23 protein-coding genes and 4 tRNA genes are annotated in these 24,774 nt (G+C 49.8%); 22 read left to right on the top strand and 5 right to left on the bottom strand.

The genetic code is table 11. From position 1 onward, the window contains the following. Positions 1-8 precede the first annotated feature (8 nt). The 8 genes from GL2_RS20845 to GL2_RS20810 are packed head-to-tail and all read left to right on the top strand — an operon-like array spanning position 9 to position 6,021. Entirely contained in the window at positions 9-1,787 is a 1,779-nt protein-coding gene (locus GL2_RS20845) for a phage tail protein (RefSeq protein WP_143732636.1), read from the top strand. Between the two features lie 8 nt (positions 1,788-1,795). After that, positions 1,796-2,440: a hypothetical protein gene (locus tag GL2_RS20840; protein WP_143732635.1), complete on the top strand. Its 645-nt coding sequence runs from the start codon at positions 1,796-1,798 to the stop codon at positions 2,438-2,440. A gap of 3 nt (positions 2,441-2,443) precedes the next feature. Then, the gene (locus tag GL2_RS20835; RefSeq protein ID WP_143732634.1) at positions 2,444-2,644 is read left to right on the top strand and encodes a hypothetical protein; all 201 of its coding nucleotides are present in this window, start codon (positions 2,444-2,446) and stop codon (positions 2,642-2,644) included. Between the two features lie 3 nt (positions 2,645-2,647). Next, entirely contained in the window at positions 2,648-3,553 is a 906-nt protein-coding gene (locus GL2_RS20830; protein WP_143732633.1) for a hypothetical protein, read from the top strand. Beyond that, a complete protein-coding gene (locus tag GL2_RS20825) occupies positions 3,550-4,107 on the top strand; it encodes a hypothetical protein (RefSeq protein ID WP_197736491.1) in 558 nt (185 codons plus the stop codon). Before GL2_RS20830 ends, GL2_RS20825 begins: the two co-directional genes overlap by 4 nt. Continuing rightward, on the top strand, positions 4,094-4,795 hold the full coding sequence (locus tag GL2_RS20820) for a hypothetical protein (RefSeq protein WP_143732632.1): 702 nt from the start codon (positions 4,094-4,096) through the stop codon (positions 4,793-4,795). Before GL2_RS20825 ends, GL2_RS20820 begins: the two co-directional genes overlap by 14 nt. Next, a complete protein-coding gene (locus GL2_RS20815) occupies positions 4,780-5,739 on the top strand; it encodes a hypothetical protein (protein ID WP_143732631.1) in 960 nt (319 codons plus the stop codon). The genes GL2_RS20820 and GL2_RS20815 overlap by 16 nt, the downstream gene beginning before the upstream one ends. A gap of 30 nt (positions 5,740-5,769) precedes the next feature. Further along, on the top strand, positions 5,770-6,021 hold the full coding sequence (locus GL2_RS20810) for a hypothetical protein (protein ID WP_143732630.1): 252 nt from the start codon (positions 5,770-5,772) through the stop codon (positions 6,019-6,021). Between the two features lie 43 nt (positions 6,022-6,064). Here the strand turns inward: GL2_RS20810 and GL2_RS20805 are convergent, their stop codons facing one another. The 5 genes from GL2_RS20805 to GL2_RS20785 all read right to left on the bottom strand — a co-directional run bounded on the left by GL2_RS20805 (position 6,065) and on the right by GL2_RS20785 (position 8,905). Continuing rightward, complete coding sequence (locus tag GL2_RS20805; protein ID WP_143732629.1) at positions 6,065-6,856, bottom strand: hypothetical protein; 792 nt, start codon at positions 6,854-6,856, stop codon at positions 6,065-6,067. Between the two features lie 66 nt (positions 6,857-6,922). Further along, the gene (locus tag GL2_RS20800) at positions 6,923-7,711 is read right to left on the bottom strand and encodes a DUF2971 domain-containing protein (protein ID WP_143732628.1); all 789 of its coding nucleotides are present in this window, start codon (positions 7,709-7,711) and stop codon (positions 6,923-6,925) included. A 58-nt stretch (positions 7,712-7,769) separates the two neighbouring features. Beyond that, positions 7,770-8,219 carry a hypothetical protein gene (locus tag GL2_RS20795; protein WP_143732627.1) on the bottom strand — a complete coding sequence of 150 codons (450 nt, stop codon included), beginning with the start codon at positions 8,217-8,219 and terminating at the stop codon, positions 7,770-7,772. A gap of 488 nt (positions 8,220-8,707) precedes the next feature. Beyond that, positions 8,708-8,783 (bottom strand) — tRNA-Asn (locus GL2_RS20790). 46 nt (positions 8,784-8,829) lie between these two features. Continuing rightward, positions 8,830-8,905, bottom strand: a tRNA-Asn gene (locus tag GL2_RS20785). 240 nt (positions 8,906-9,145) lie between these two features. On the opposite strand from GL2_RS20785, the gene uvrB reads away from it, so the two are divergent. The 14 genes from uvrB to GL2_RS20715 all read left to right on the top strand — a co-directional run bounded on the left by uvrB (position 9,146) and on the right by GL2_RS20715 (position 24,700). Further along, positions 9,146-11,152, top strand: a complete 2,007-nt coding sequence (gene uvrB / locus GL2_RS20780; protein WP_143732626.1) for an excinuclease ABC subunit UvrB — start codon at positions 9,146-9,148, stop codon at positions 11,150-11,152. A 172-nt stretch (positions 11,153-11,324) separates the two neighbouring features. Continuing rightward, positions 11,325-11,401, top strand: a tRNA-Val gene (locus GL2_RS20775). Positions 11,402-11,486: 85 nt separating this feature from the next. After that, complete coding sequence (gene thrS, locus GL2_RS20770) at positions 11,487-13,415, top strand: threonine--tRNA ligase (protein ID WP_143732625.1); 1,929 nt, start codon at positions 11,487-11,489, stop codon at positions 13,413-13,415. A gap of 27 nt (positions 13,416-13,442) precedes the next feature. Next, positions 13,443-13,982, top strand: a complete 540-nt coding sequence (gene infC / locus GL2_RS20765) for a translation initiation factor IF-3 (protein WP_143732624.1) — start codon at positions 13,443-13,445, stop codon at positions 13,980-13,982. A gap of 146 nt (positions 13,983-14,128) precedes the next feature. Next, on the top strand, positions 14,129-14,323 hold the full coding sequence (gene rpmI, locus GL2_RS20760) for a 50S ribosomal protein L35 (RefSeq protein ID WP_020413351.1): 195 nt from the start codon (positions 14,129-14,131) through the stop codon (positions 14,321-14,323). Positions 14,324-14,359: 36 nt separating this feature from the next. Then, positions 14,360-14,719, top strand: a complete 360-nt coding sequence (gene rplT, locus GL2_RS20755) for a 50S ribosomal protein L20 (RefSeq protein ID WP_020413350.1) — start codon at positions 14,360-14,362, stop codon at positions 14,717-14,719. Between the two features lie 194 nt (positions 14,720-14,913). Next, complete coding sequence (pheS, locus tag GL2_RS20750) at positions 14,914-15,927, top strand: phenylalanine--tRNA ligase subunit alpha (protein ID WP_143732623.1); 1,014 nt, start codon at positions 14,914-14,916, stop codon at positions 15,925-15,927. Positions 15,928-16,023: 96 nt separating this feature from the next. Continuing rightward, positions 16,024-18,399, top strand: coding sequence for a phenylalanine--tRNA ligase subunit beta (gene pheT, locus GL2_RS20745; protein WP_143732622.1), 2,376 nt, complete (start codon positions 16,024-16,026; stop codon positions 18,397-18,399). Between the two features lie 131 nt (positions 18,400-18,530). Next, positions 18,531-18,836: an integration host factor subunit alpha gene (gene ihfA, locus GL2_RS20740; protein WP_020413347.1), complete on the top strand. Its 306-nt coding sequence runs from the start codon at positions 18,531-18,533 to the stop codon at positions 18,834-18,836. Then, positions 18,817-19,185, top strand: a complete 369-nt coding sequence (locus GL2_RS20735) for a MerR family transcriptional regulator (protein WP_143732621.1) — start codon at positions 18,817-18,819, stop codon at positions 19,183-19,185. The genes ihfA and GL2_RS20735 overlap by 20 nt, the downstream gene beginning before the upstream one ends. 112 nt (positions 19,186-19,297) lie before the next feature. Next, positions 19,298-19,374, top strand: a tRNA-Pro gene (locus tag GL2_RS20730). 54 nt (positions 19,375-19,428) lie between these two features. Beyond that, on the top strand, positions 19,429-20,241 hold the full coding sequence (locus GL2_RS20725; protein WP_143732620.1) for a hypothetical protein: 813 nt from the start codon (positions 19,429-19,431) through the stop codon (positions 20,239-20,241). Positions 20,242-21,751: 1,510 nt separating this feature from the next. Then, positions 21,752-21,931, top strand: coding sequence for a carbon storage regulator CsrA (gene csrA, locus GL2_RS20720; protein WP_143732619.1), 180 nt, complete (start codon positions 21,752-21,754; stop codon positions 21,929-21,931). A 945-nt stretch (positions 21,932-22,876) separates the two neighbouring features. Beyond that, positions 22,877-24,700, top strand: coding sequence for an integrin (locus GL2_RS20715; protein WP_172621228.1), 1,824 nt, complete (start codon positions 22,877-22,879; stop codon positions 24,698-24,700). Positions 24,701-24,774 lie beyond the last annotated feature (74 nt).

Below are 24,774 nucleotides of genomic sequence, written 5' to 3'. Positions count from 1 at the left end.
AAAAGAATATGCCAGCAATTATTAATACAGGTGCGGCCTACATTGCCGCCAAGACCGGGGCCAGTGAGCCGGTAGAAATTTCCCGGTTTGTGCTTGCGGATATTAGCGGCTTGGACCATACGCAGCCGGTTAATCCGGCTGAGGCAATGCCAGCAATCAATGACATAGTGCATGAGGCGGCAGTTTCTCAAAAAGGCTATTTATCACTGGATAAGGTGGTTTATTCGCTGGCTATGGATACCAGTGTGGGTGATTTCCCCTTTAACTGGTTGGGGCTGGTGGCTAGTGATTCGACTCTTATAGCGGTTGCCTATCTACCGCGAACAATTAAAACCGCCACAGCAAATGGTGTTCAGGGAAATAATATTACCCGCAATTTCCTTTTACAGTTTGCCGACGCGCAACAGGCTACAGGAATCAACGTACCCGCCGAGACCTGGCAGATAGATTTTACTGCCTGGTTAAACTCGATGGATGAGCGGGTACGCCTCAGCAATCGGGATATATACGGGCGCGCTACCTTCTTTGAAAGTGGTTGGAAGCTGGTTGCAGACAATGGAGATTACAAAATACTGCCGGGCATTGCTTACGTTGAAGGTATTCGCATTGTTAATGCTCAAGACATTTTTGTCCCTACTCCGAGTGGTCTACCAAAGTCAATTTGCCTGGATGTTTCTTTACAAAAGGACGTTGATCAAGTTAAAGCCGTGGTGACGGTTTATGTCGGCCTTAAAGATGATTATGTGGATAGCGCAGGGGTTCAACATTATGTGGAGAGAATTGCAGGCTTAACGGTCAGTGGTTCCACGCAAGATAGACGCGCTTATCATAATATTAATGAAGGCGGGGTAATTAAATATTTAACAACCCGCACGAATCTTTATGTATCAGTCAATCAATTCGCAACAACCACTGAGCACGGTATTGTCAAACGCGCAACTCAAACGCAGGTTTTAGAGCGTGCAGATGATCAAACCTATGTTTCCCCAAAACAGTTATGGGCGGCCCTGGACCATTTAGTTCCAAAAAATGTTGGGGTTTTCTGGCACGGGACACTTGATGATATACCCGAAGGCTGGGCACTTTGTGATGGCCAAGACGGGCGGCCAAATACCATCAGCCGGGTAATTGTTTGTGCGGGTGCCCAGTATGCCATAGGCGAAAGCGGCGGCGCCGATTCGCAGACAAGTTCCGCCAATGGTGGCCACACGCACACCGCCTCATCAAGTACCACGGGGGCGCATACGCATTCGGGCGACACTGCGGATGGAGGCCTACATACGCACTCGGCCTCAAGTGGTAATGCGGGTAGCCATTCGCACAGCGCGTCAACTGGCAGTGCCGGGGCCCACGCCCATACGATTTCAGTAGCAAATCACACCCTGGCAACTTCGCGTATACCAGCCCACGGGCACAGCATTAATAGTATTTCAATGCTGAAATATCCCGGTAATGAATCCTCTTGGTTTGGCCCGGATTATGACCCCAGTGACCGCGACGGCGCGACGGTAACGGGCGCGAATAATGGTAGCGGCGGCGCGCACAATCACTCCGCGAGCAGTAATAACACAGGGGCGCATACCCATACGGTAAGCGTTGCCAGTAACGGTACACATAATCATTCAGTGTCGGTAAATAAAGACGGGACACATAAGCACAGTTACGTAACGTCAAATGATGGTCTCCACTCACACACCATTACGGTTGGCAGCGTTGGCAATCATTCTCATTCTGTTGATGTGCGCCAGCGCTACTACGCCGCCGCGCATATTATTCGAATTGCTTAGGGGGATTTATGCAGCTAACCATCATTAATGGCGACGCGGGAGACGATACCGTCGTGATTGATGGCCTTGCCTTCAAGTTTGATTTGGCGGGTCTCATCGATGATGCGATGTGGGCGGTACAGTGGAGTGATGAAGGGGTAAAGCCTGCGGGTGAAATTGAAATGCGCAATGGGTCGCATAAAAAGATCACATCTATTCGGAAATTTAAAAAAGTGATTGATCGTTGGCATGAGGAAAAAGCCAAGGCTGATGCCAAAGAACAGGAACAGTTAGACATTATTGCGAGCCGGCAATTTGCCCTTGATGTGATTGACAACACAGCGGGGAAAACGCGGCTTAAGTTTGTACGTATTGGCTTCGGCATTACCGATGAATACACGCGGGTAAGGACTGAAGCACAGCGTTTCAAGGATGCCAAATTTACAGGCGATGTCCCGGCAGTTGTGCAGACCCACGCAGAAGTTAAAGAAGTGGAGCCACAGGAAGCCGCAGAACAGATTCTAAAAGCGGCCAGCAATTGGGATAGCGCTATCGATAAGATCCGCGATATTCGGATTAAAGCGAAAACCAAAGTCAGAGATGCGGAAGAGGATGCTGATTTTATGGCTATCGCTCGCCCATTTTTGCAATCATTAAAAACACTGGAGGTTTAAACAATGTTTAGAAAAATCTGGGAATTTATCCGCTGGCACTTTGCGCCGCGCCATATATTCACGCCGTTTGCGACCATCAATAATTTGCACCATATAAAGCCTTTGCCAGACAATAAAGGCTTTGTGGTTAACGGTCGCCAGCATATTTATATATTTGGCATACGCGTCGCCTGTATTCAGCGTACGACCCCTTGGGAAAAATAGCTGATGACTTGGCAGAGCGCGCAGGTGCAGTTTCCCCCCACCGCCAAGGGCCTTAGCGACTCGGTAAACACCGCTCTGGAGCAAGGTAAAGGGGAAATCAACACGGCACTGTCACGACTGGGGGAGATTTCCCCCAGCTTCGCGACCAACCCAACCGCCAGCACCGCAACCGGTAGCGCGGCAACACAGAATACCCTGGTAGATTTATTCGGGGCTGAGTTGCGCGCGTTAGTGGTTCACCCTTATCAAGAGGGCGTAGGGCAGGGGGAAAGCTACAGCCGGCACCTATCGGCACCCAATGCACAGCAGGCACTAGCAGCCAAACTGGGGGACGCCTGTGACAGCTTCAAGCCTGGGGGTTCCCTGGAGGCCGTGTGCGTGCTCTTTGCGGAACAGACGCTATCAGCCTTTGCCGAGCGCTTGAAAGCGGTGTGTCAGTTGTTCCCGCTCTCTGAGTTGTGCGAGGCAGAGCACCGCGCCGAACAGCTGTTACGCCTGGAGTCTGAAAAGTCGGTACTCCCTGGCGCGCCCCTGGGCGGCCACTGGAGGCCGCGCAGGCTTACCCAGCTACAGACGGCCCGCTGGGCTTCGCAAGCGATAGGGGCGGAGATTGCCAGCGCCCACGGTTACGAGGTGGAGAACACCAACCCTGTTCAGGAGCTGCAAGCCCTGGCGGATAAAAAGCGCCAGTACCTGGACACAGTGCGGGCAAATACGGAAATCCTGGCCGCACAGTTTACCGGGACCGGTAATACCTATTGCCTGTTTGCTTCCGGCACAACCCGGCAGATAGCCAGCCAGATTACCGCCACACACCCCTTTGACCATGACCACGGTTTTAGCGCGGCCATGCTGTTTACCGGTTCCCCTGGTGAGCTAACCATTCTGCAGGAGTTGTTCGGGTTATGAGATTAAACGATTTCACAGTGCGCGGTACTGAGCTAGCCGTAAATGGTGTATTGCGTATTGAAACCGAATCACTAGGCGGCAATACCAGCAGCAGCGACCGGGCCAAAAACGGTATTAAACCAAAGACGTTGACTGTTTCCCTGGTTATCAATATGGATAACCCCGACGATTTATCCGAGTTGATACAGCAAGCGGAATCCGTGGATGAAAACGGAAAACTCACGGTATTTGATATTGTTGATGAAACTGCGCGGGCTATGAATATTCGCCAAGTTCAATTTAATGAATCTGTAAACGCGCGCAAGATCCCAGAAAAAACCGCATGGCGGGTGAATTTCACCCTCTCGGAATATTTATCCATACCCGAAAAGGTCGAGCAGCGACAGAAAACCGAGACTGCCCAACAGCAGAGCGCCAACGGTGAACAGGTGGCCGCAACAGGGGTAGAAGATCAAGAAGAAGCCGAGAGCCTAACCAGCTTTGAAAAAGTATTGAAGTTTGCTGATGACGCATTAGCACCGGATGAAGAGGAGAGCGCCGGTGCAGTTGCATAAACGGCTAACAGTGAATGGCGAGCCTGTCCCGCTCATCGATGACGATGTGCGCCTTGATTTGTTTTCCCCTGGGCGTGCGGCTTTTACCGTGAGCAGTAACACCCAATTAAAAGGGCTGGTGCAATTGGATATGGGATACAAGCCCAACCAGTTACAGCGCTTTTTTATGGGCTATGTAACGAATTGCACAACAGTAGATAACGACCGAAAAAAATTAATGTGCCGTGAATTCACTGCCTCACTTGCGCAACTGGTCCCACTGGCAGAGCGCTATATAACTTTGGCTGGCGTGTTGGGTGTTGTGTCTGCAATTACCGGTTTGCAGTTCATAACCGGTAAAGGAAGTTATACCGATAATAAAGCACCGGCTTTTTATAGTGCGGGTACTGGTTATTGGGTTATGGATCACCTAGGGCAAGCCTTCGGGATACCGCAATACACCTGGCAGCAGCAGGGCGACGGCAAAGTATTTGTAGGCAGCTGGGCTGATAGTTATTGGGCGGGCCGCGCCCTGGAGCTGCCAGCAGGGTTTGCCACAGACTTTGGTATTTCCAACCGGGCAAAAGTGGCCTGTATTCCACGGCTGCGCCCTGGTGTTTTATTAAATGGACACTACGCAACTAAAGTAGAGCTCACCGGTAACTTTATGAATTTAACCTGGAGCGCGGACCCATGGAACAGCAATTAAAGCGCTTAATCAGTCGGCTCTACCCGGAAATAAAAAGCGGATTACATTTGCCGATACTGGCTAAAGTGGTTGCAATCAGTGACCCCATGGAAAAGTCAGAATTAGCGGAAGAGTTCCGCCCACGTTATGGGGTGGATGTGCATGTGTTGACCCCTGAAGGTAAAGCCGATGAGCGCTTGCCTATTTTTCGTAGTGTACCGCTGCCACTGCAATATGCAGGCAATGAGCGTGGGGCCTTTGGTTTTCCGCAACCGGGCACAGTGGTTGAATTGGCTTTTGCTTATGGCCAGCCAAACCAGCCATTTATACGCACGGTGTTATCGCACGGGGTAGGGCTTCCAGCGCTCGACCGTGAGGATTTAATTTGGCAGCAAAGCGATTCAGTACGGCAAAAGGTGGACGCCAGCGCAGAATGGAGCCGGGAAACTCACGGGGATATACGCGAAAAATCTTTATGCAGAATTACCGAGGCCGCCGAAATTAAAGCGAGCTGCGACAGTGAATACCGACAGGTACGGGAACATTCCGTAGAAGAGGTGGCCGGCGTAAAAATAATTGAAGCGCTTGGGGCTTTACGTTTCTTATCTGCTGGTGGCCTGAACTTATCCGCGCTGGATAATCTAAATATTACAACAGCCAGTGATATTAATATTTCAGCGGGCCGCGATTTAAAAGAACAGATCGGAAATATTCGCGAATCAGTGGCCAAGGTTCGCCAAACCATCAAGGTAAAAGACGGCGGTAAGGTTTGGTTAGGCAGTGAATCTTTAAACGTGCTGAAAGTGCTAGAAGATTTAATAAGCGTAGTGTCTGCCCTGGCCGCCACCCTGGCGACGCACTCACACCCAGGGAATGGCCAGAAGCCAACCCAAGAGGCGGCCATTAATGGGCACAAGAGTAGTGCAGATAGTTTGAAATCTCAGCTTAGCGCGGTTCGGGCTTAGGCTGTTTGTACACTTAAAAGGAGAGAAGTTATGAAAAATAAGGTAAACAGGTACGCTATTTTCGCAGAACGGGTCCACCTGATGAATGGTGGAGCGAAGAGCTATAGAGATTCCGCGCCTACTGAAGAGGCGGCATTGGAGCTAGCCGAAGAAATTGCAAAGTCTAAGAAAGCAGAGTTTTATTCCTGGTTGCAAATACTTGATATTATGACCGGAGCCTATACCGAGTACTCGATAAAGTGGGGCGGGGTATTGGAGAGAAGAGAGATGACTTCTTTCTAGAGTGTAAGATATATCCCCGCTCAAGCGGGGAAAGTCTCTGGTTTTACGTTATTGCTCCAGTTTTTTCTGAGTCAATGAATTTTTCTAACCCTAGAATAATATTTCTTTGTTCGTGCTCATCGAGAACATTTAGGGTTTTAAAGTTTAATCGATCTTCTTTATCATTTTTGATGTATGTCATTTGGTTTAATTTGAACTCGCCGAGCACATTAACTGTGGGGTCAGTGCAAGAGAATACAAATATGAATAACTTTCCTAAGTAAAATGATACGGCTTGGGTGTTGGGCGAAATTTTATTGAGGTGTAAGTGAATTGTTGCCGCCGTTCCTAATCTTGTTGTTGTTCTTGAGTAGTCTGCGATCTTTGGAGAGTTATGTTTTGCTACATATATTTTAAAGTGCTTGGGTATGATTCTATTGGCGCCAAAGTTAAGTAAATCACTTTTAGGTGTGGAGTGCCTATCTAGTTTTGTGTGTTCTGAAACCATGGTTTTCATTGTTATCCATTTTGCTAACCATAGTGTTTCAGATTCAGACAATAGCTGATCGCAATTACCTATGGAATTCAAAATGATGGGTTTGAGGTCTTCTTCTAGTTTGCTCATCCAGCCATTATTGCAACTTTTACAAACGGTTCTGAATGTTATTGTCGTGACATCTCCAGAGCGGTAATGCTCATTTTTTTCGATTTCATTGCCTTTCGGTACTCCCTGGACTGATCCACGAATATACTTTTTACTATTGTCTTTCTTAATGTGCTCTCTGATCCAGTTTGGCCAAAAATGCTCTTTACTCATTCCGCTTTGCCCGCAAAAAATACAGAGTTTTTGTTTCATTTTTTGGCATCCTTTACAGAAAATGATTATTTTTTATGGGGTCGTACCACATTGTATTGAAAGGCTTTACCTAAAACTTATTTCTGATAGTTTAAGATTGATGCTGCTGCCTTTCTGGTGTAGGTACTCTTCTAGCGCTTCATGATTCTGTTTCATGTCGCCGAGCGGGCCAACGGTCACGCTTTCTATACAGTCAGAAATATTATCTACCTCAATGTACGGTATGAGTCTGCCGTTTGATGCTCTAAAGTGAACCCTTTCTTGTTCATTCGCTAATTCTTTATATATGCGAATTTCTTTTTCTTCGTGATAGCCAGGAGATTTATTCTCGATTCCGATCATTCCTTTTTTAATTATCCACATCAGATAGCCTCTTAGTCCATCTCTAAAAGGTCTTCCAGTTTCAAGCCTCTCAAAATTCTTTACAAGTGGCTCTGCAAGTTCCTTCCACTGTCTAATGGTTTCAGTGGGTTCGTAGTTGCAATTAGTGATTGTGAATTCTTTATGCAATTTACTGAGTTTATTTAAATTAAATCCGATGCAATACCCTCCCTCTTTGGAGCAGTATCCGCGCCACTGGCTCAAAAGATCATGAGCAGCTGAGAAGGAGGCAACATAGACGCGAGCTTGATTTTCATTGTTTCCTATGTGCGAAGTCATTAATTGTGAATAAACTTTCTCTTTAAAAGCATCGGGGCACTCACTTAGAATTTCATTTTTATTGTCGAGCAGGATTTTTCGGGCATATGTGCCCTCTGTAGGGTCGTTAAGGAATCTATGATCAGTTAGCCAGAATTTGCCACTGAGTATTCCATGAAGTCCATGCACGTCCGTATAGTGATAAATTGTCTCCACGACCTATATAATCCTTGTTTTTTGGTTAAAAATTAATTCTTATTAACTAATTCTTCAATCAGTCTGATTCGCTACGCTTTGCTATTTTTGTCAATGCAAGATAATTTTTATTTTTTCGGTTCAATAGTTGCAGATCAACTGTTATTTGATCTTTATTGATATTTAAAGCTACCGCTGTATGGTTTTTCCTTGACTGGATAAATTTTTCCTTATTCCAAAAGCATACAGCGTTTATTTTGTCGGGTTCCTCTAAAGAGCTAACCGCGATTTTAAACTCTAAAGTTGCCCGCTTAACCCTAATTTTACACTGGCGGTTTGTTGATTCACCTACCGTAACTAGAACACCTTCTTCAGTGTCTTCAGCTTTCAAAACCTTGAGTCGATGTGGCTCAATCTCTTCCAGGTTATCTACCGTTGGGTAGATTTCATTTCCCTTCATTACATCCTGGCATCCAGATAAAGCTACCAAGCAAGCGCCAACCTTCAAAAGCCCCTTAAAAATTCGCATAACCAGGTCCCTTTGATTTTGTGTGATCAATAATTGTGCAGGAAAAATGACCGCCGGTCACTCCTCCCCACGCCTGCCGATTTTTGGCGTTCTTTTGGTCAGTGAAACAGAGAATAGGGCGGGGCGGTGAGTTGGCGCGGGCTCCAGAGGCAAGCCAGATTTCATAAATTGAAAGCTTTTGAAGTGTTGCGAAGTTTTCTTTCGTTGCTCAAGAGGCGCTTTCAAGACAACCCAGGCCAGAGAACCCCCGCATGTTTTTTAACCAGATATAGAGGTGGCCGCTCTAAAGGCTTATTTCGCGTTGACACTTGGTTGACACTTTTGCAGACGAGGGCGGCTCACATTCAAATTGGTACTTTCGCACCCAATCGCTAGAAGCTGGCGCTTTCCTGGAGCTACAACGAAAAAAGGCGACACCCAAAAACTGGAGTCGCCTTTCTCGAACCGCTTCGCGGTGCCTTGTAACTCAATGATTTACAAGACTTTTTTGGCTCCGCCTGCTGGGCTCGAACCAGCGACAGGTTGATTAACAGTCAACTGCTCTACCAACTGAGCTAAGGCGGAATTTAATCTAATTTATAGAGCGCAAATTAAGCTGCGCTTTGAAATTTGGCTCCGCCTGCTGGGCTCGAACCAGCGACCCAATGATTAACAGTCATTTGCTCTACCAACTGAGCTAAGGCGGAATATCTCAGCGGCTATGCCGTTCAGATGGCGCGTATATTATAGAGCAGTTTTGGGCAGGTCAACTCTTTTTTTCGGTTTAACTAATTGATTTGTCAGGAAATTATTTGTTCGATTTGTGCGCAAAAAGATATCGGATAACAAAGGGTGAGAGGAGATGTGATAGGCCTTTCGGGTTTGTCGGCTCCATGAGGAGGGCCTACAATCGCATTCTATTTTCGGATTGATGCTTGGGTGAGTGTATGGAGTCGCGTCCGTTCAAGGTGGAGAGTAACTATAGCCCGGCTGGTGACCAGCCGGCGGCGATTGAGCGGCTAGCCGAAGGGATTGATGATGGCCTCAGTCACCAGACGCTGCTCGGGGTAACCGGCTCAGGTAAGACCTTCACTATGGCCAATATTGTTGAGCGCTTGCAGCGCCCAGCTATAGTGATGGCGCATAACAAGACCCTGGCAGCTCAGCTGTATGGTGAGTTCAGGGAGTTCTTTCCCAAGAATGCTGTCGAGTATTTTGTCTCCTATTACGATTACTATCAGCCGGAAGCCTATGTTCCCTCATCGGACACCTTTATTGAGAAGGATGCATCCGTAAATGAGCACATCGAGCAAATGCGTCTTTCCGCTACTAAGGCACTGATTGAGCGACGCGACGTGATTGTGGTTGCCACGGTATCGGCTATTTATGGTTTGGGCGATCCGGATAAGTACTTAAAGATGGTGCTTCATCTGGATCGTGGTGATCTGGTAGATCAGCGTACAATCCTGCGGCGCCTGGCCGAGTTGCAATATACGCGCAACGATGCAGATTTCCGCCGCGCAACTTATCGTGTGCGTGGCGACATTATTGATATCTACCCGGCGGACTCCGATATGGAGGCGGTGCGTCTTTCCTTGTTTGATGAGGAAATTGAGGAGATTACGCTGTTCGACCCCCTCACTGGCGAGCAGCTTAAAAAGGTGCCTCGGGTCACCATATTCCCCAAGTCGCACTATGTTACTCCTCGGGAAACCGTCGTCAGCGCCATCGATCAGATCAAAGAGGAATTGCGCTTAAGGCTCGAGCAATTGCGTAGCAACAACAAGCTGCTGGAAGTGCAGCGCCTTGAGCAGCGCACCCGGTACGACCTGGAGATGATGCAGGAGCTGGGTTACTGCAATGGCGTTGAGAACTATTCCCGCTATTTGTCCGGGCGCGATCCTGGCCAGCCACCTCCCACATTGTTTGATTATCTGCCCCACGACTCCCTGCTGTTTATTGATGAAAGTCATGTGACTGTCCCCCAGATTGGCGGCATGTATCGGGGGGACCGCTCGCGCAAGGAGACTCTGGTTGAATACGGTTTCCGCCTGCCTTCCGCCCTGGATAACCGTCCCCTGAAGTTTGAAGAGTGGGAGCACCTGGCTCCGCAGACGGTATTTGTATCGGCGACACCGGGTCCCTATGAAGGTGAGCACGCAGGTCAAGTGGTTGAGCAGGTGGTGCGACCGACAGGTCTAGTGGATCCGGAGGTGGAAATCCGTCCGGCCCAGACCCAGGTGGATGACGCCTTGTCGGAGATTCATCGCTGCGCTGATCTCGACCAGCGCGTACTAATTACCGTGCTTACTAAACGAATGGCTGAGGACTTAACGGAATATCTGGCCGAAAATGGGGTGCGTGTACGCTACCTTCACTCGGATATCGATACTGTGGAGCGCGTTGAAATTATCCGCGACCTGCGTATCGGTGAATTTGATGTACTGGTGGGCATTAACTTGCTACGCGAAGGTCTGGATATGCCGGAGGTGGCATTGGTGGCTATCTTTGATGCCGATAAAGAGGGCTTTCTGCGCTCGGATCGCTCACTGATTCAGACAATCGGTCGCGCGGCGCGCAACCTTGAGGGGCGGGCTATCCTGTACGCGGATAAGGTGACAGGCTCTATGGGGCGTGCACTCGAGGAGACCCGCCGCCGCCGTGAGAAGCAGCTCGCCTTCAATGAAGAGCACGGCATTACCCCCAAAGGGATTCGCAAAAGTGTTGCGGATATTCTTGAGGGCGCTGTGGCGCCGGGTGTGCCGAAAAGCAAGCGTAAAGTGGCTGAAGGGAAGGGGGCGTACAAGGTTGACGCAAAACCGCTGTCCGACAAGCAGCGCTGGGCGAGAATCGGCGAGCTGGAGGAGCAGATGTACGAGCACGCTAAAAATCTTGAGTTTGAATCAGCGGCCAAGTTGCGCGATGAAATTACTCGCCTGAAAGAGGCCGAGTAAGATGTCGAGTAAGAGGTAATGGGTGTATGGCCAGCGATTTGACGGGTGTCGATCGATGACCAAAAGTCTTCAAAAAAACCACACATAAGCTCAGTAAGTTGTTGAAAACACTGAAAAGCGGTGCTAAAGTTCGCGCTCTTCGCAGCACTGGGTTCCCCCGCTGCAGAGTTTTAGACCCGTAGCTCAGTTGGTTAGAGCGCTGCCTTGACATGGCAGAGGTCAGCGGTTCAAATCCGCTCGGGTCTACCATCTTTGGACAGGATGGCTGGCCCATCCAGATCAAGTTTTTCATGCGGTCTTTGGTAGGGATCGCCACTGAGAGAAAGGACAAACAATGCCCGTTGTTACTCTCCCCGACGGTTCTCGTCGAGAATTTTCCGCCCCGGTTTCCGTGCATGATGTTGCTGCAGATATCGGTCCAGGTTTGGCCAAAGCCGCCCTTGCCGGTGTTGTGGATGGCAAAGAGGTCGATACCAGCTATATCATCGATCGCGATGTAAACCTGGCAATCATTACAGACCGCCAGCCGGAAGGCCTGGAAGTTATTCGTCATTCCACCGCACACCTGTTGGCGCAGGCTGTTAAGCAATTGTATCCGACGGCCCAGGTCACTATTGGCCCGGTGATCGACGATGGCTTCTATTACGATTTCGCCTACGAGCGCCAGTTTACGCCGGAGGATCTCGAGAAGATCGAAGAGCGGATGGAAGTGCTGGTAAAAGAAGATATTCCAGTCAGCCGCCGACTTATGCCGCGCAAAGAGGCAGTGACATACTTCCGCGAAATGGGCGAGGAGTACAAGGCTGAAATTATTGACAGCATCCCCAGCGATGAGGATATCTCCCTTTACCGTCAGGGTGACTTCGAAGATCTGTGCCGTGGCCCCCACGCACCCTCCACCGGCAGGCTAAAGGCCTTTAAGCTGACTAAAGTGGCTGGCGCCTATTGGCGCGGAGATTCCAATAACGAGATGTTGACCCGTATTTACGGGACTGCCTGGGCCAACAAGAAAGAATTGAAAGCCTACCTGCGTCGTATTGAAGAGGCAGAGAAGCGCGATCACCGTAAGCTGGCCAAGAAATTCGACCTTTTCCATATCCAGGAAGAGGCGCCCGGCATGGTGTTCTGGCATCCGAATGGCTGGACTATTTACAGCACGGTTGAGCAGTACATGCGCCGCCGCCAGCGTGAGTACGGCTATAAAGAAATTAAGACACCGCAGCTGGTGGATTTCAGCCTGTGGCGGAAGTCCGGTCACGCGGACAAGTTTGCCGACGATATGTTTACGCTCACCAGTGAAGAGCGTCAGTTCGCGATCAAGCCGATGAATTGCCCCTGCCACGTCCAGGTATTCAACCAGGGCCTGCGCAGCTATCGCGACTTGCCCCTGCGCCTGGCGGAGTTTGGCTCCTGCCACCGCAGCGAGCCCTCCGGCTCCCTGCATGGCCTGATGCGTGTGCGTGGCTTTGTACAGGATGATGGGCATATCTTCTGTAGCGAAGATCAGATCCAATCGGAAGTATCCGACTTTATGGATCTGCTGCACTCTGTATACAAAGACTTTGGCTTTGATGATGTCATTTACCGTCTCTCCACTCGCCCGGAGAAGCGTGTAGGCTCCGATGAGAGCTGGGACAAGGCCGAGAAAGCTCTGGCGGATGCGCTCGATGCCGCGGGCCTGCCGTGGGAAGAGCTGCCAGGTGAAGGTGCCTTCTACGGACCCAAAATCGAATTCTCTCTGAAAGACTGCCTCGGCCGTGTATGGCAGTGTGGTACCATCCAGGTGGACTTCTCCATGCCGGATCGCCTGGATGCACAATATGTCGCTGAAGATGGCTCTCGCCAGTCCCCGGTTATGTTGCACCGCGCAGCCCTGGGATCCTTCGAGCGTTTTATCGGTATCCTGATCGAGCATTATGAGGGAGCTTTCCCGACTTGGCTGGCACCACAGCAAGTTGCGATCATGAATATTACCGATCGGCAGGCCGACTACTGCCGTGACCTTGAGGCTCGTCTTGGTGCTTTACAGTATCGGGCTGCAGCTGACTTGAGAAACGAGAAGATCGGCTTTAAAATCCGCGAGCACACACTTCAGCGTGTCCCTTATCTGCTGGTAATCGGCGATAAGGAAGTAGAGAGCCAGACGGTTGCCGTGCGCACTCGTAGCGGCGAGGACCTGGGGGCAATGACTTATGAGTCGTTCCTGCAGCTCCTTGAGCAAGACGTAAGTCGCCGCGGCCGTTTGTCCGAAGATAATGCATAACAACTTGGCAACTGGGAGACCATAGCTATTAAACGAGACACTAAGGGACGGTCCAAAAAGGCCCGCATAAACGATCAGATTGAAGCGTCAGAACTCCGCCTGATTGGCGCTGATGGCGAGCAGGTGGGCATTGTCTCCCTGGAAGAGGCGCTCGAGGCTGCGCAACAGGCCAGCTTGGATCTCGTTGAAATTGCTTCGGACTCCACGCCGATAGTCTGTAAGATCATGGACTACGGCAAGCACGTATTCGAGGCGAAGAAAGCCAAGAATGCCGCCAAGAAGAAACAGAAGCAGCAGCAGATCAAGGAAATGAAATTCCGCCCGGGCACCGATATCGGTGACTACCAGATCAAGCTGCGCAACCTCACCCGCTTCCTTGAGGCGGGTGACAAGGCCAAAGTATCCCTGCGCTTCCGTGGCCGTGAAATGGCCCACCAGGAGCTGGGTATGGAAATGATGCAGCGCATCGAGAAGGATCTGGAAGAGCTGGCCATTGTAGAGCAAAGACCAAAGATGGAAGGTCGCCAGATGCTTATGGTTCTTGCTCCCAGCAAAAAGAAAAAGTGAGGTTTGGGGAATAATTTCCCGGATCCTCCTTTGAGAAGTGATTGGGCGACGGCTGCCTCCTCACTCTCACAGTGCTGATAACTCCGGTTATCGGCAGTTACTAAAGGTGCCTGTTCTGCAGGCGAATATTCACTTTGGAGTACAAAATGCCGAAAGCAAAGACTCACAGTGGCGCTGCCAAGCGCTTCAAGAAGACGGCTGCGGGCTACAAGCACAAGCACGCTAACAAGAGCCACATCCTCACCAAGATGACCACCAAGCGTAAGCGTCAGCTGCGTGGCACCCAGACTATGAACAAGTCTGATGCCGGTTTGGTCGATCGTATGTTGCGCGCCAAGTAATTGGCCCAAATCGCAAAGGTTTAAGAGGATAGAAGTATGGCCCGTGTAAAACGTGGTGTAGAGGCGCGTCGTCGTCACAAGAAGATTCTGAAGCAGGCTAAAGGTTACTACGGTGCGCGTTCCCGCGTATTCCGCGTAGCCAAGCAGGCAGTTATTAAAGCTGGTCAGTATGCATACCGTGACCGTCGCGTTAAAAAGCGTAACTTCCGCGCTCTGTGGATTACTCGTATTAACGCCCAGTCCCGTGCAGAAGGCCTGAGCTACAGCCGCCTGATTGCTGGTCTGAAGAAAGCGGACATCGCACTGGATCGCCGTGTACTGGCTGATCTGGCTGTTTACGATAAAGCCGCTTTTGCTGCCGTAGTTGAAAAAGCTAAGGCAGCCCTGGCAGCGTAAGCTGTCACTTCAGTTGTAAAACTGAATACTTAAAATAGGGAAGGGCTGTAGCGGCCCTTCCCTATTTTTTTATGGGGTTTCCGCTATTTTTTTACCGGTGGCGGTGCCTGGGGTAGACCCCTCCGGTGCAGAGAGCACCGGCCGAACAAAGCAGAAAAAATTAATCGAAGTTGGATTCAAACGGGAACAGTTCGATGCAAGATTTGCAGTCCCTCACCGAGCAGGCAATGGAGCTGGTGGAGAAGGCCGATGGCCTCGCCGCACTGGATCAGGTGCGTGTTGATTACCTGGGCAAAAAGGGCCAGCTGACGGCACTGCTGAAAGGCCTGGGTAAGCTGTCTGCTGAGGAGCGCCCGGCTGCGGGTGCCAAGATCAACGAAGCCAAGCAGCAGGTTCAGGAAAAAATTAACGCGCGACGCACTATGCTCGAGCAGGCGGCCATCAACGCGAAATTGGCCGAAGAGACCATAGATGTTACTTTACCGGGGCGCGGTGAAGAGCAGGGCAATGCTCACCCTATCACCCGCACCTTAAAGCGCGTAGAAGATTTTTTCGCGGGTATCGGCTTTTCGGTTGAGAACGGCCCGGAAGTCGAACAGGACTACTACAACTTCGAAGCCCTGAATATTCCCGCGCACCACCCGGCACGCGCGATGCACGACACTTTTTATGTGGACCCGACCACCGTACTGAGAACCCACACCTCCTCAGTGCAGATCCGCACCATGGAGAAAAAGTCTCCGCCGCTGCGTATTATTTGCCCGGGCCGAGTATACCGTTGTGACTCCGATGTCACCCACTCGCCTATGTTCCACCAGGTTGAAGGCCTGGTAATCGGTGAGAACATCAGCTTCGCCCACCTGAAAGGCACCATCGACCAGTTCCTGCGCGCCTTCTTCGAAGCGGAAGTACCGGTGCGTTTCCGTCCGTCTTACTTCCCGTTCACCGAGCCTTCTGCAGAAGCGGATATCCAGTGCACCGCCTGTGGTGGTGAAGGCTGTCGCGTGTGTTCCGGCACCGGCTGGCTGGAGATTCTCGGCTGCGGCATGGTGCATCCGAACGTATTTGCCGCCTGTGATATCGACAGTGAAAAATACTCCGGCTTTGCCTTCGGTATTGGTATCGAGCGCCTCGCCATGCTGCGCTACGGCGTTAACGACCTGCGCTTGTTCTTCGATAACGATCTGCGCTTCTTGAAACAGTTCTAAGCCAAAATCGAATTGTGTAGGCCTGCGAGGTGAAATAAGAGCCCCAGGTGAAATGCGCACAGAGCTGCGCTGACGGAATACAGAAAGAGATCAACTATGAAAATCAGCAACTCCTGGTTGCGGGAATGGGTAAGCCCGGAACTCACCACACAGGAACTGGCCGATCAAATCACCATGGCCGGTCTGGAAGTGGATGGCATAGAAAAAGTAGCGGGTGATTTTTCCGGGGTGGTTGTCGGTGAGATTGTTGCCTGTGAACAACACCCCGATGCAGACAAGCTGCGCATCTGTAAAGTAGCCGGTCACCCTGAAGGTGAAATGCAAGTGGTGTGCGGTGCTCCCAACGCGCGTGTGGGTATCAAAATTCCTTTTGCCCTGGTAGGTGCCAAACTGCCGGGTGATTTTAAGATTAAGAAAGCCAAGCTGCGCGGTGTAGAGAGCTTTGGCATGCTCTGCGCGCAAACCGAATTGGAGCTGGGCGAAGACAACGATGGTATCTGGGAGTTGCCGGAAGACGCACCTACCGGTACCGACCTGCGTGAATACCTGCAGTTGGATGATGAGACCATCGAAGTGGATCTCACCCCGAACCGTTCCGATTGTCTCGGTGTTGCCGGTATTGCCCGCGAAGTGGGCGTGCTGAACCGCTGCGCCGTTCAAGGCCCTGAAATTGCCCCGGTACCCCAGCAGATTGAAGAAAGTCTGCCGGTATCCCTGCTGGCGGAATCTGCCTGCCCACGCTACGTAGGCCGGATAATTCGCAATATCGATATCAAAGCCCAGACGCCCCTGTGGATGCAGGAGCGCCTACGCCGCAGCGGCCTGCGCAGCATCGACCCGGTAGTGGATGTCACCAACTACGTTCTGCTGGAACTCGGCCAACCCATGCACGCCTTTGATCTGGAGAAACTCTCCGGCGGTATCAAAGTGCGTATGGCTGAGCACGGTGAAGAGCTGACTCTGCTGGACGGCCAGGAAGTAAAACTGCAGGAAGGCACCCTGGTTATTGCCGACGAAGAAAAGCCCCTGGCGATGGCCGGTATTATGGGTGGCCTGGATTCCGCTGTTACCGAAGGTACCCAGCACATTTTCCTGGAGAGCGCCTTCTTCAATCCGCTGGCGATTGCCGGCAAGGCCCGCTCCTACGGCCTGCACACTGATTCCTCCCACCGCTTTGAGCGCGGCGTGGACTACCACCTGCAAGAGAAAGCGGTTGAGCGCGCTACCCAGCTGCTGCTGGATATTGTCGGCGGCGAGCCCGGCCCAGTACATCTGCGCGAGCTGACTGAAACCATGCCCGCCGAGCGCCATATCACCCTGCGCCGCGCGCGGGTAGAGCAGGGCCTGGGTATTCAGCTGGCCGATGATGAAATCGTCGACATCCTCACCCGCCTGGGACTGGAAAAGATCGATCAGAATGAAGAGGGCTGGACCTTCCTCGCACCCAGCTTCCGTTTCGATATCGCCATCGAAGCAGATCTGCTGGAAGAGCTGGCCCGTGTGTACGGCTACAACCGTATCCCCAGCGAAAGCTTTACTGCCGAACTGGAAATTGCCCCGCGCCCAGAGAGCATGGTTACCCAGGACAACCTCGAGCAAACCCTGCTGAGCCGCGGCTACTACGAAGCGATTACCTTCAGCTTTATCGATAGCGACAACGCCGTACTGTTCGACCCGGAAGCCGACCCGGTAGCCCTGCAAAACCCGATCAGCGCCGAACTGGCGGTTATGCGTACCACCCTGCTGCCAGGCCTCTGTAAAGCACTGCAATACAACCTCAACCGCCAGCAGAACCGTGTGCGCCTGTTTGAAACCGGCCTGCGTTTTGTACCTGGCGCCGAGCTGCACCAGGAGCAGATGATCGCGGGCCTGGCTTATGGCAACCGTTATGCAGAGAACTGGACGGGCAGTAAAGACAGTGTGGATTTCTACGATGTGAAAGCTGACGTGGAAGCCCTGCTGGCACGCACTGGCGCCGCCAATGAGTTCCGCTTTGTTGCCGGCCAGCACCCCGCACTGCACCCAGGCCAAACCGCCAAGATCATGCGTGGCGACCGCGAAGTAGGGATCATCGGCGCTCTGCACCCGCAGTTGCAGAAGAAGCTGGATCTGTCCAAGACCGCCTTCGTATTTGAGCTGGGCCTGGAAGCGATTGGAGAGGGTAAAGTGCCTGCATTCCGCCCGCTATCCAAGTTCCCGGAAGTACGTCGCGACCTGGCTTTACTGATCGATGCCGATGTTCCTGCCGCCAGCTTGGTGGAAACCGCCGTCGAAGTAGCCGGCGAAACCTTGACCGACCTCAAAATATTTGATGTCTACCAGGGCAAAGGCATTGATTTAAATAGAAAAAGTGTCGCTTTGGGGTTGACCTTTCAGCATTCGTCGCGCACCCTTAATGACGACGAAATCAATGCCGCTATGGATGCGGTGGTCGGAAAACTAGAAGAAAAATATAACGCTAGCCTGCGCTAACCGAGCATGATGCTCTCAGGGTGCAGGCTGAATTGCACCCCGAGAGCGTCTGCTACCGGGTTGAAAGCCGCCGCGGTTAGGGCCGCTTTCCGATCTGGAGTCGACGCCTCTGAATCAATTGGTAGGATCCAATGACAGAGGCACTGACCAAGGCCGGGCTCGCCGAGAAGTTGTACGAGGAGCTGGGCTTCAATAAACGTGAAGCAAAAGAGATCGTCGAATATTTCTTCGAGGAAATCCGCAATGCGCTGGAAAACAACGAGCAGGTAAAGCTCTCGGGCTTTGGTAACTTCGACCTGCGCGACAAAAGCCAGCGGCCAGGCCGTAACCCCAAAACCGGTGAAGAAATTCCCATCTCAGCCCGCAGGGTAGTTACCTTCAAACCAGGGCAAAAACTCAAGGCACGAGTAGAAGAATATGCTGGAACCGAGCAATAACGCTCAGCTACCTGCAATTCCTGGAAAGCGTTATTTCACCATTGGTGAAGTGAGTGAATTATGCGCCGTTAAACCCCATGTCCTGCGTTACTGGGAACAGGAATTCCCTCAGCTGAAGCCTGTAAAACGCCGTGGTAATCGCCGATATTACCAACACCAGGATGTCATCATGATCCGCCAGATTCGTGCGCTCCTGTACGAAGAGGGCTATACCATTGGTGGGGCCCGCCTGCAGATAGAGACAGGTAGCGAGCGGGCAGAGGTGGTACAACTACAGCAGGTACTGCCGGAAGTGATCGCGGAATTGAACGATGTGGTGGCCCTGCTGGAAGGGGAAAATAATTTCTAAAATCACTAATCCGGGCTTGCAATCCACTGCTAGTCCGGTATGATTCACGCCACATCGGAACACGATGTCTTTAAAAATCAATCACTTAGCGAAGTGAGCGATTTTTCAAAATCGGAGCGTAGCGCAGCCTGGTAGCGCACCACACTGGGGGTGTGGTGGTCGTCGGTTCAAATCCGGCCGCTCCGACCATATATATCGTTGCATAGCAACGGCCAAGAAACCCGCTTTTTAGCGGGTTTTTTTGTGGCTGGAATTAAAGTTGGTTTGCCGGAGTGGGAGGTTAGCCAGTTAAAGAGATGGTTTAGAAATTTGGCTTATAAAAAAATAGAGGCATCGGGGAAAAGGCAAATGCTTTGGGAGGCAGTGGGTTATGTTACTGAGGTTGGTACGAAATTACGAATAATATTTATTGTTGCTTTTTTGTGTTTGTTTCTGGGGCAATTGGGTTGGACTTCAGAATCCGAAAAGCTTATTAGTATGTGTAAGGAAGCTCAGGATTTTAATGCAAATCTGGTTGATAGCATAGATTGGCTAAATCAAGAGGGAACTTTTGAGAGTTACTCAAAATTAGATGTTGTAAACTACAAGGCTTTAGATGTCCCTATTTTCGACACTCAGTTGGACTCAAAGAGTGAAATGGATCTGGGAAATTTTAATGGGATTAAGCTCAATTTTAAAAAAAGTATTACAGAGGTAATGCTTATTCCGTATGAGAATGAACATTATCTAGTAATTGCTGACCTTATCTCTAGCGTGTCTGAAGAGGAAGGTATTAAATATCAAGAGTTTGTAAAAAATAGAACGTTCAAAGATCAGCTCAATATATATTTATCGGAATTACAATATGTTGAAGGGTGCAAATCTTCCTCATCTGATGTGTGGACTAAGTTATATGTGGAAGAAATCTTAAAGACTGTATTGCTAAATACAATTGATAAAAAAGAGATACAGGTCTTTAAGGGCGGAATAATATATAGGCATGATGGAGCGTTGGGTTTTATTTCGCTAACGCCTGATAAGAAGTTTATCCTAAAAGCCTATACTTATTACAAGTGACTGCGTAAAAGTGAATTTAGGGTTTTGAGTGCGATATTTAATGTCATGTTTGGCGTTAAATTTTGTTAATAAAATTCTATTTTTTAGTTTGCCTTGAGGGATTATTTGTTCTGGTTTCGTTAGAGAGTTTTTGATTTTTGAATTGGTCAAACTGCTACTGGCATCAAGTTATTAAAGAAGGAGAATTTATCTGTTCTATGAAGACCTGCTATGCCATAGGGGGTCTTTATTTTTTTGGTTGGTTTAGATAGGAATATCAATTGCGTTACATGAAGTTTCTGTGGAATGACTACTTGTAAGGACTGGATATAAGGTAAAAGGCATACGCAGGTCTCAGTCAGGATTTTCTTATTCATGAGCCTTAGGATCATTTTTATGGTTAGAGGGAGTTTATTTCGCTCCTAGACACCCAAAGATTAGAGGAGGGTGCCAGTTACGCTTCAAGCATCGTTTCTGTGGGTTCTTTCTATCTGATTCAGATGTAAGGGAGGTGAAATGTTGGGAATTTGTGTTCAGGCTTTGGGTAACGAAATTTTGGATAAAAAAGACAATCGTACTAATGAGGACTTCTAGTAGGGCTCGATTAGCAAGGAGTGGCTGAGAAGAAGCGCCGGCAATCGCCTATGCCGTATACACAATGTTTATTGAACTGTCTACAAGCTTGTTGCACGGCCCCTACTGATCCCACCAATCCTTTAAGGCGACTTTCAAAATTCCGGTTGAGAAATTGTCACTGATTGGGTGAGATACTGAGCCGCTCTAGGATAGGGTTCATGCTTTCGGTAATACAACACCATTTTCTGGGGTCTAAAACCGGCCACTCCAGCCCGCCTGCTCGAAATAGTGATCTAGCTAAAAAGGTAGCCCTTTCGGCATATTCAAACGCTTACCGCTGACAAACGAAATTATATCTTTAATCTTTTCGGGAAAGCATGTAGGAAATTCCAATATAAATTGAAGCTGGCAATTGTTGACTGAAGTTTCCCTGGGCGGAAATATAAAAAATATAGGCGCGAAAATAATCCTATTGGAATTTATTCGGTTTGTTTCAATCTCAAAGCTGCGTAAAATCGATAGATATTTTTGGTATTTTGGCTGAGATTGAGCGAGCCAATTTAAAACGCCTCAGAAGTTTAAAGGATTTTTAAAGATTCGATAGAACCGAGAATTTTCTAAAAGACCCATCCCCTCAAAGGAGAACGGTAGCGTGACGTAAGAGTAAGTAAAAGGCGCTGACCCAAGGTGCTAGGAACACCCGGGGTCAGCTAACCAAATTGATACGTAGACTATCAAAGTGGCTATATGCATAGTACGCTAGAAACCCGCTCGTCTTCAATAAAGTCGAGTACATTCAGCAGCTTGGGGCCTGTTCCCAAGCTCTGGAAGCCTAGCGCCCGCCTTTTCCTCTTCTCTGCCTACCGCCCCCGCGCACCACCCCTTCCTTTAAACGTTAAAACCTAGATTTCCCATCCCGGAAGCGCCCAAACTTTGACGATAGAAGGAAATAAGTATGTTGATCTTAAAGCGACGGACAGGTGAAAACTTAAGGATCGGAGCAAATGTCTCAGTCACAGTGCTTGAGGTTAAAGGTAATCAAGTGAAGATAGGCATTAGCGCCCCCAAGTCACTGCCCATTCACCGTGAAGAAATTTATCTGCGGATCAGAAAGGAGCGGAAAGTGCGGGCCTAAATATGTCGAAAGGGTGGGGCAGTTCTGGGTACCCAATGATCAATAAAACGGAATTCCAAATAGAATCGTTATACCTTTGTTGGGTAGGCGGTATACGCCCCCTGGTTCGAATACTTTTTGGGTATCAAAGGTAATCAGGTGGCAAATTCGGTGCGGACATACAGGTGTCTTGGAGGGGTTTAATAAGCAGATCCTCTTAGTCGACTGGATGAGGGGGTAAGCAAGTCTTGTTAGTCCTACATATACGTACTAATTGCTTGTTTTACTATACACAGATCCTGCCGCACCAATATATCGAGCCCATCAGCTGCTTAAAGCGGCTTTCAGGGCTGCGCTAAAGAAGCCCACTCCTTGCCTAGATACCTAGCCATTCGATGATGGAGGAATATGCTCATCAATGCTCTCTAGCTTTTATGTGCTGAGTTGGCGGCCAATCCATTCAGCCAGTCCGAGAAAGTGGTCTAGCTAAAAAGTAGGCCTCTGGCCACCGTTTGGTGTTTTCTGCTCCGAACTACCCTGGCGAGGAGCAATCATTTAAAACTGGCCGCATAAGGGCACCGATGCCATGCATCTTGATGTATTAATTCCCTAAGCGGCAAAAAGGCTCCAAGCTCCCGAGCTCGGGGCCTTTTCCTTTTCTAGCAGTCAAATAGCACAAAAAACATACTATCAAAAACAATTGGCTAGAGCGGGATTGCACTTCATTTCTTACCGTGACTAGTTAGTCGATTAATGATGTTGAGCCCCCCAATCAATCTTGCGCTACGGGACTATCCTCTTTCCTGCAGATACAAATTCAACCTCTGGAAAGCCTGCCTCCACATTAGTTACAGTCTCTGCTTGGCGTATATTTCATCTTTAGGCATAATCCCGCCCTCACTTCGCACCGGGATGTGCAGTCGTTATCTAAACGGCTTTTCGCAATCCAAATACCCACATTCAAAAATGAAAAACACGACAATCTATGTCTTCGCTATCTTTTTGTTTCTGCTTGCCGCCTGTGGCGGTGGTAGTTCTGGCTCGGATAGCGGTAACAACGTCGTTACCGTGCCAGCTCAGCCTCAGAATGTCAGCTTGAGCTTCCAAGCTGTCAAACTCTTCGAATTTACTTGGGACGAGGTAGAGGGGGCCAGTTACTACCGGCTCCAGGAAAATTCTGATGGTGTTTCCGGGTTTACCCAAGTCGGAGAGGATATCCCTCAAGGTACGGAGACCTATACCCTGGAAGTGCCAATCTATGCCAGAATCAACGCTCAATACTTATTGCAGGCCTGTAATACAGGAGGATGTTCTGACTCTGAGGTACTCACGGTTGACAGTACGTTAGCCGACAGCATCGGTTATTTCAAAGCTAGCAATACCGATAAAGAGGATTTATTCGGCTATTCAGTCAGTCTCAGTAAGGACGGCAAAACCCTTGCTGTGGCAGCCCCCGAAGAGAGCAGTAATGCCACAGGTATTGATGGTGACCAGAACAACAACGATGCACCTGAGTCTGGCGCTGTATATGTATTCGCTCGCATAGGTGTGGACGCTAGATGGGCTCAGCAGGCCTATTTAAAGGCCAGCAATACCGATAGTGGCGATTACTTCGGCTATTCTGTCAGCCTCAGCGATGACGGCGACACCCTTGCGGTGGCAGCTGTCTCTGAGAGCAGTAATGCTACAGGTATTGATGGCGATCAAAGCAATAACGATGCGTCTAATTCCGGTGCTGTATATGTGTTTACCCGTACCAGCACCACCTGGATTCAACAAGCCTATATTAAGGCCAGTAATACCGATGGATACGATATATTTGGCAATTCCATAAGTCTCAGCGGTGATGGCAACACCCTCGCGGTGGCGGCATATCAAGAGGGAAGTAATGCCACAGGTATTGATGGCGACCAGAGCAACAATGATGCTGTCAATTCCGGTGCGGTATATGTATTTGTCCGCATCGGCGCCACCTGGGCTCAGCAAACCTACTTAAAGGCTAGCAATACCAATGAAGGGGGGTTATTCGGCAACTCTGTCAGCCTCAGTAGTGATGGAGATACTCTCGCCGTAGCGGCTGTAGGTGACAATAGTAATGCTATTGGTATTGATGGCGACCAGAGCAACAACGATGCGTTCTTTTCCGGCGCTGTATATATGTTTGCCCGCACTGGTGCCTCTTGGGCTCAGTCGGCCTATGTCAAAGCTAGCAACACCGATGATGAGGATTTCTTCGGTTCTTCAATTAGCCTCAGTGGTGATGGCAGCACCCTTGCGGTAGGCGCCCGAAGAGAAGACAGTAATGCCACTGGCATTGATGGTGATCAGAATAATAACGATGCACCTGTTTCCGGCGCTGTATATGTGTTTGTCCGCACCGGCGCCACCTGGGCTCAGCAAGCCTATATCAAGGCCAGCAATACCGATTATCAGGATTCATTCGGCTTTTCTATTAGCCTCAGCGGTGACGGCAACACCCTCGCGGTAGGTGCCCTGGAAGAAGATAGTAATGTCACCGGCATTAATGGCAATCAGAGCAATAACGATACGTCTAATTCCGGTGCTGTATATGTATTTGTCCGCAGAGGTGTTACTTGGACTCAGCAGGCCCATCTCAAGGCCAGTAACACCTTTGGGGTATACATGTTCGGCTATTCTGTCAGCTTGAGCGGTGATGGCAGAACTCTCGCTGTGGGGACTCCTGGTGACAAAAGTGATTCAACTGGTATTAGTAACAACCGCAGTAACGACCATAGTGCGTCCTATTCCGGCTCAGTTTTTATTTACTGATTAATACTAAAAAAATTGAACGTTTTCTTACTTAGTTAAAAGACACCAAGCGGGTCAAAGTCATTAAATTAAGC

Origin of the sequence: Microbulbifer sp. GL-2 (assembly GCF_007183175.1) — a bacterium.
GTDB lineage: Bacteria > Pseudomonadota > Gammaproteobacteria > Pseudomonadales > Cellvibrionaceae > Microbulbifer.
This window is presented reverse-complemented; position numbering and strand designations above follow the sequence as displayed.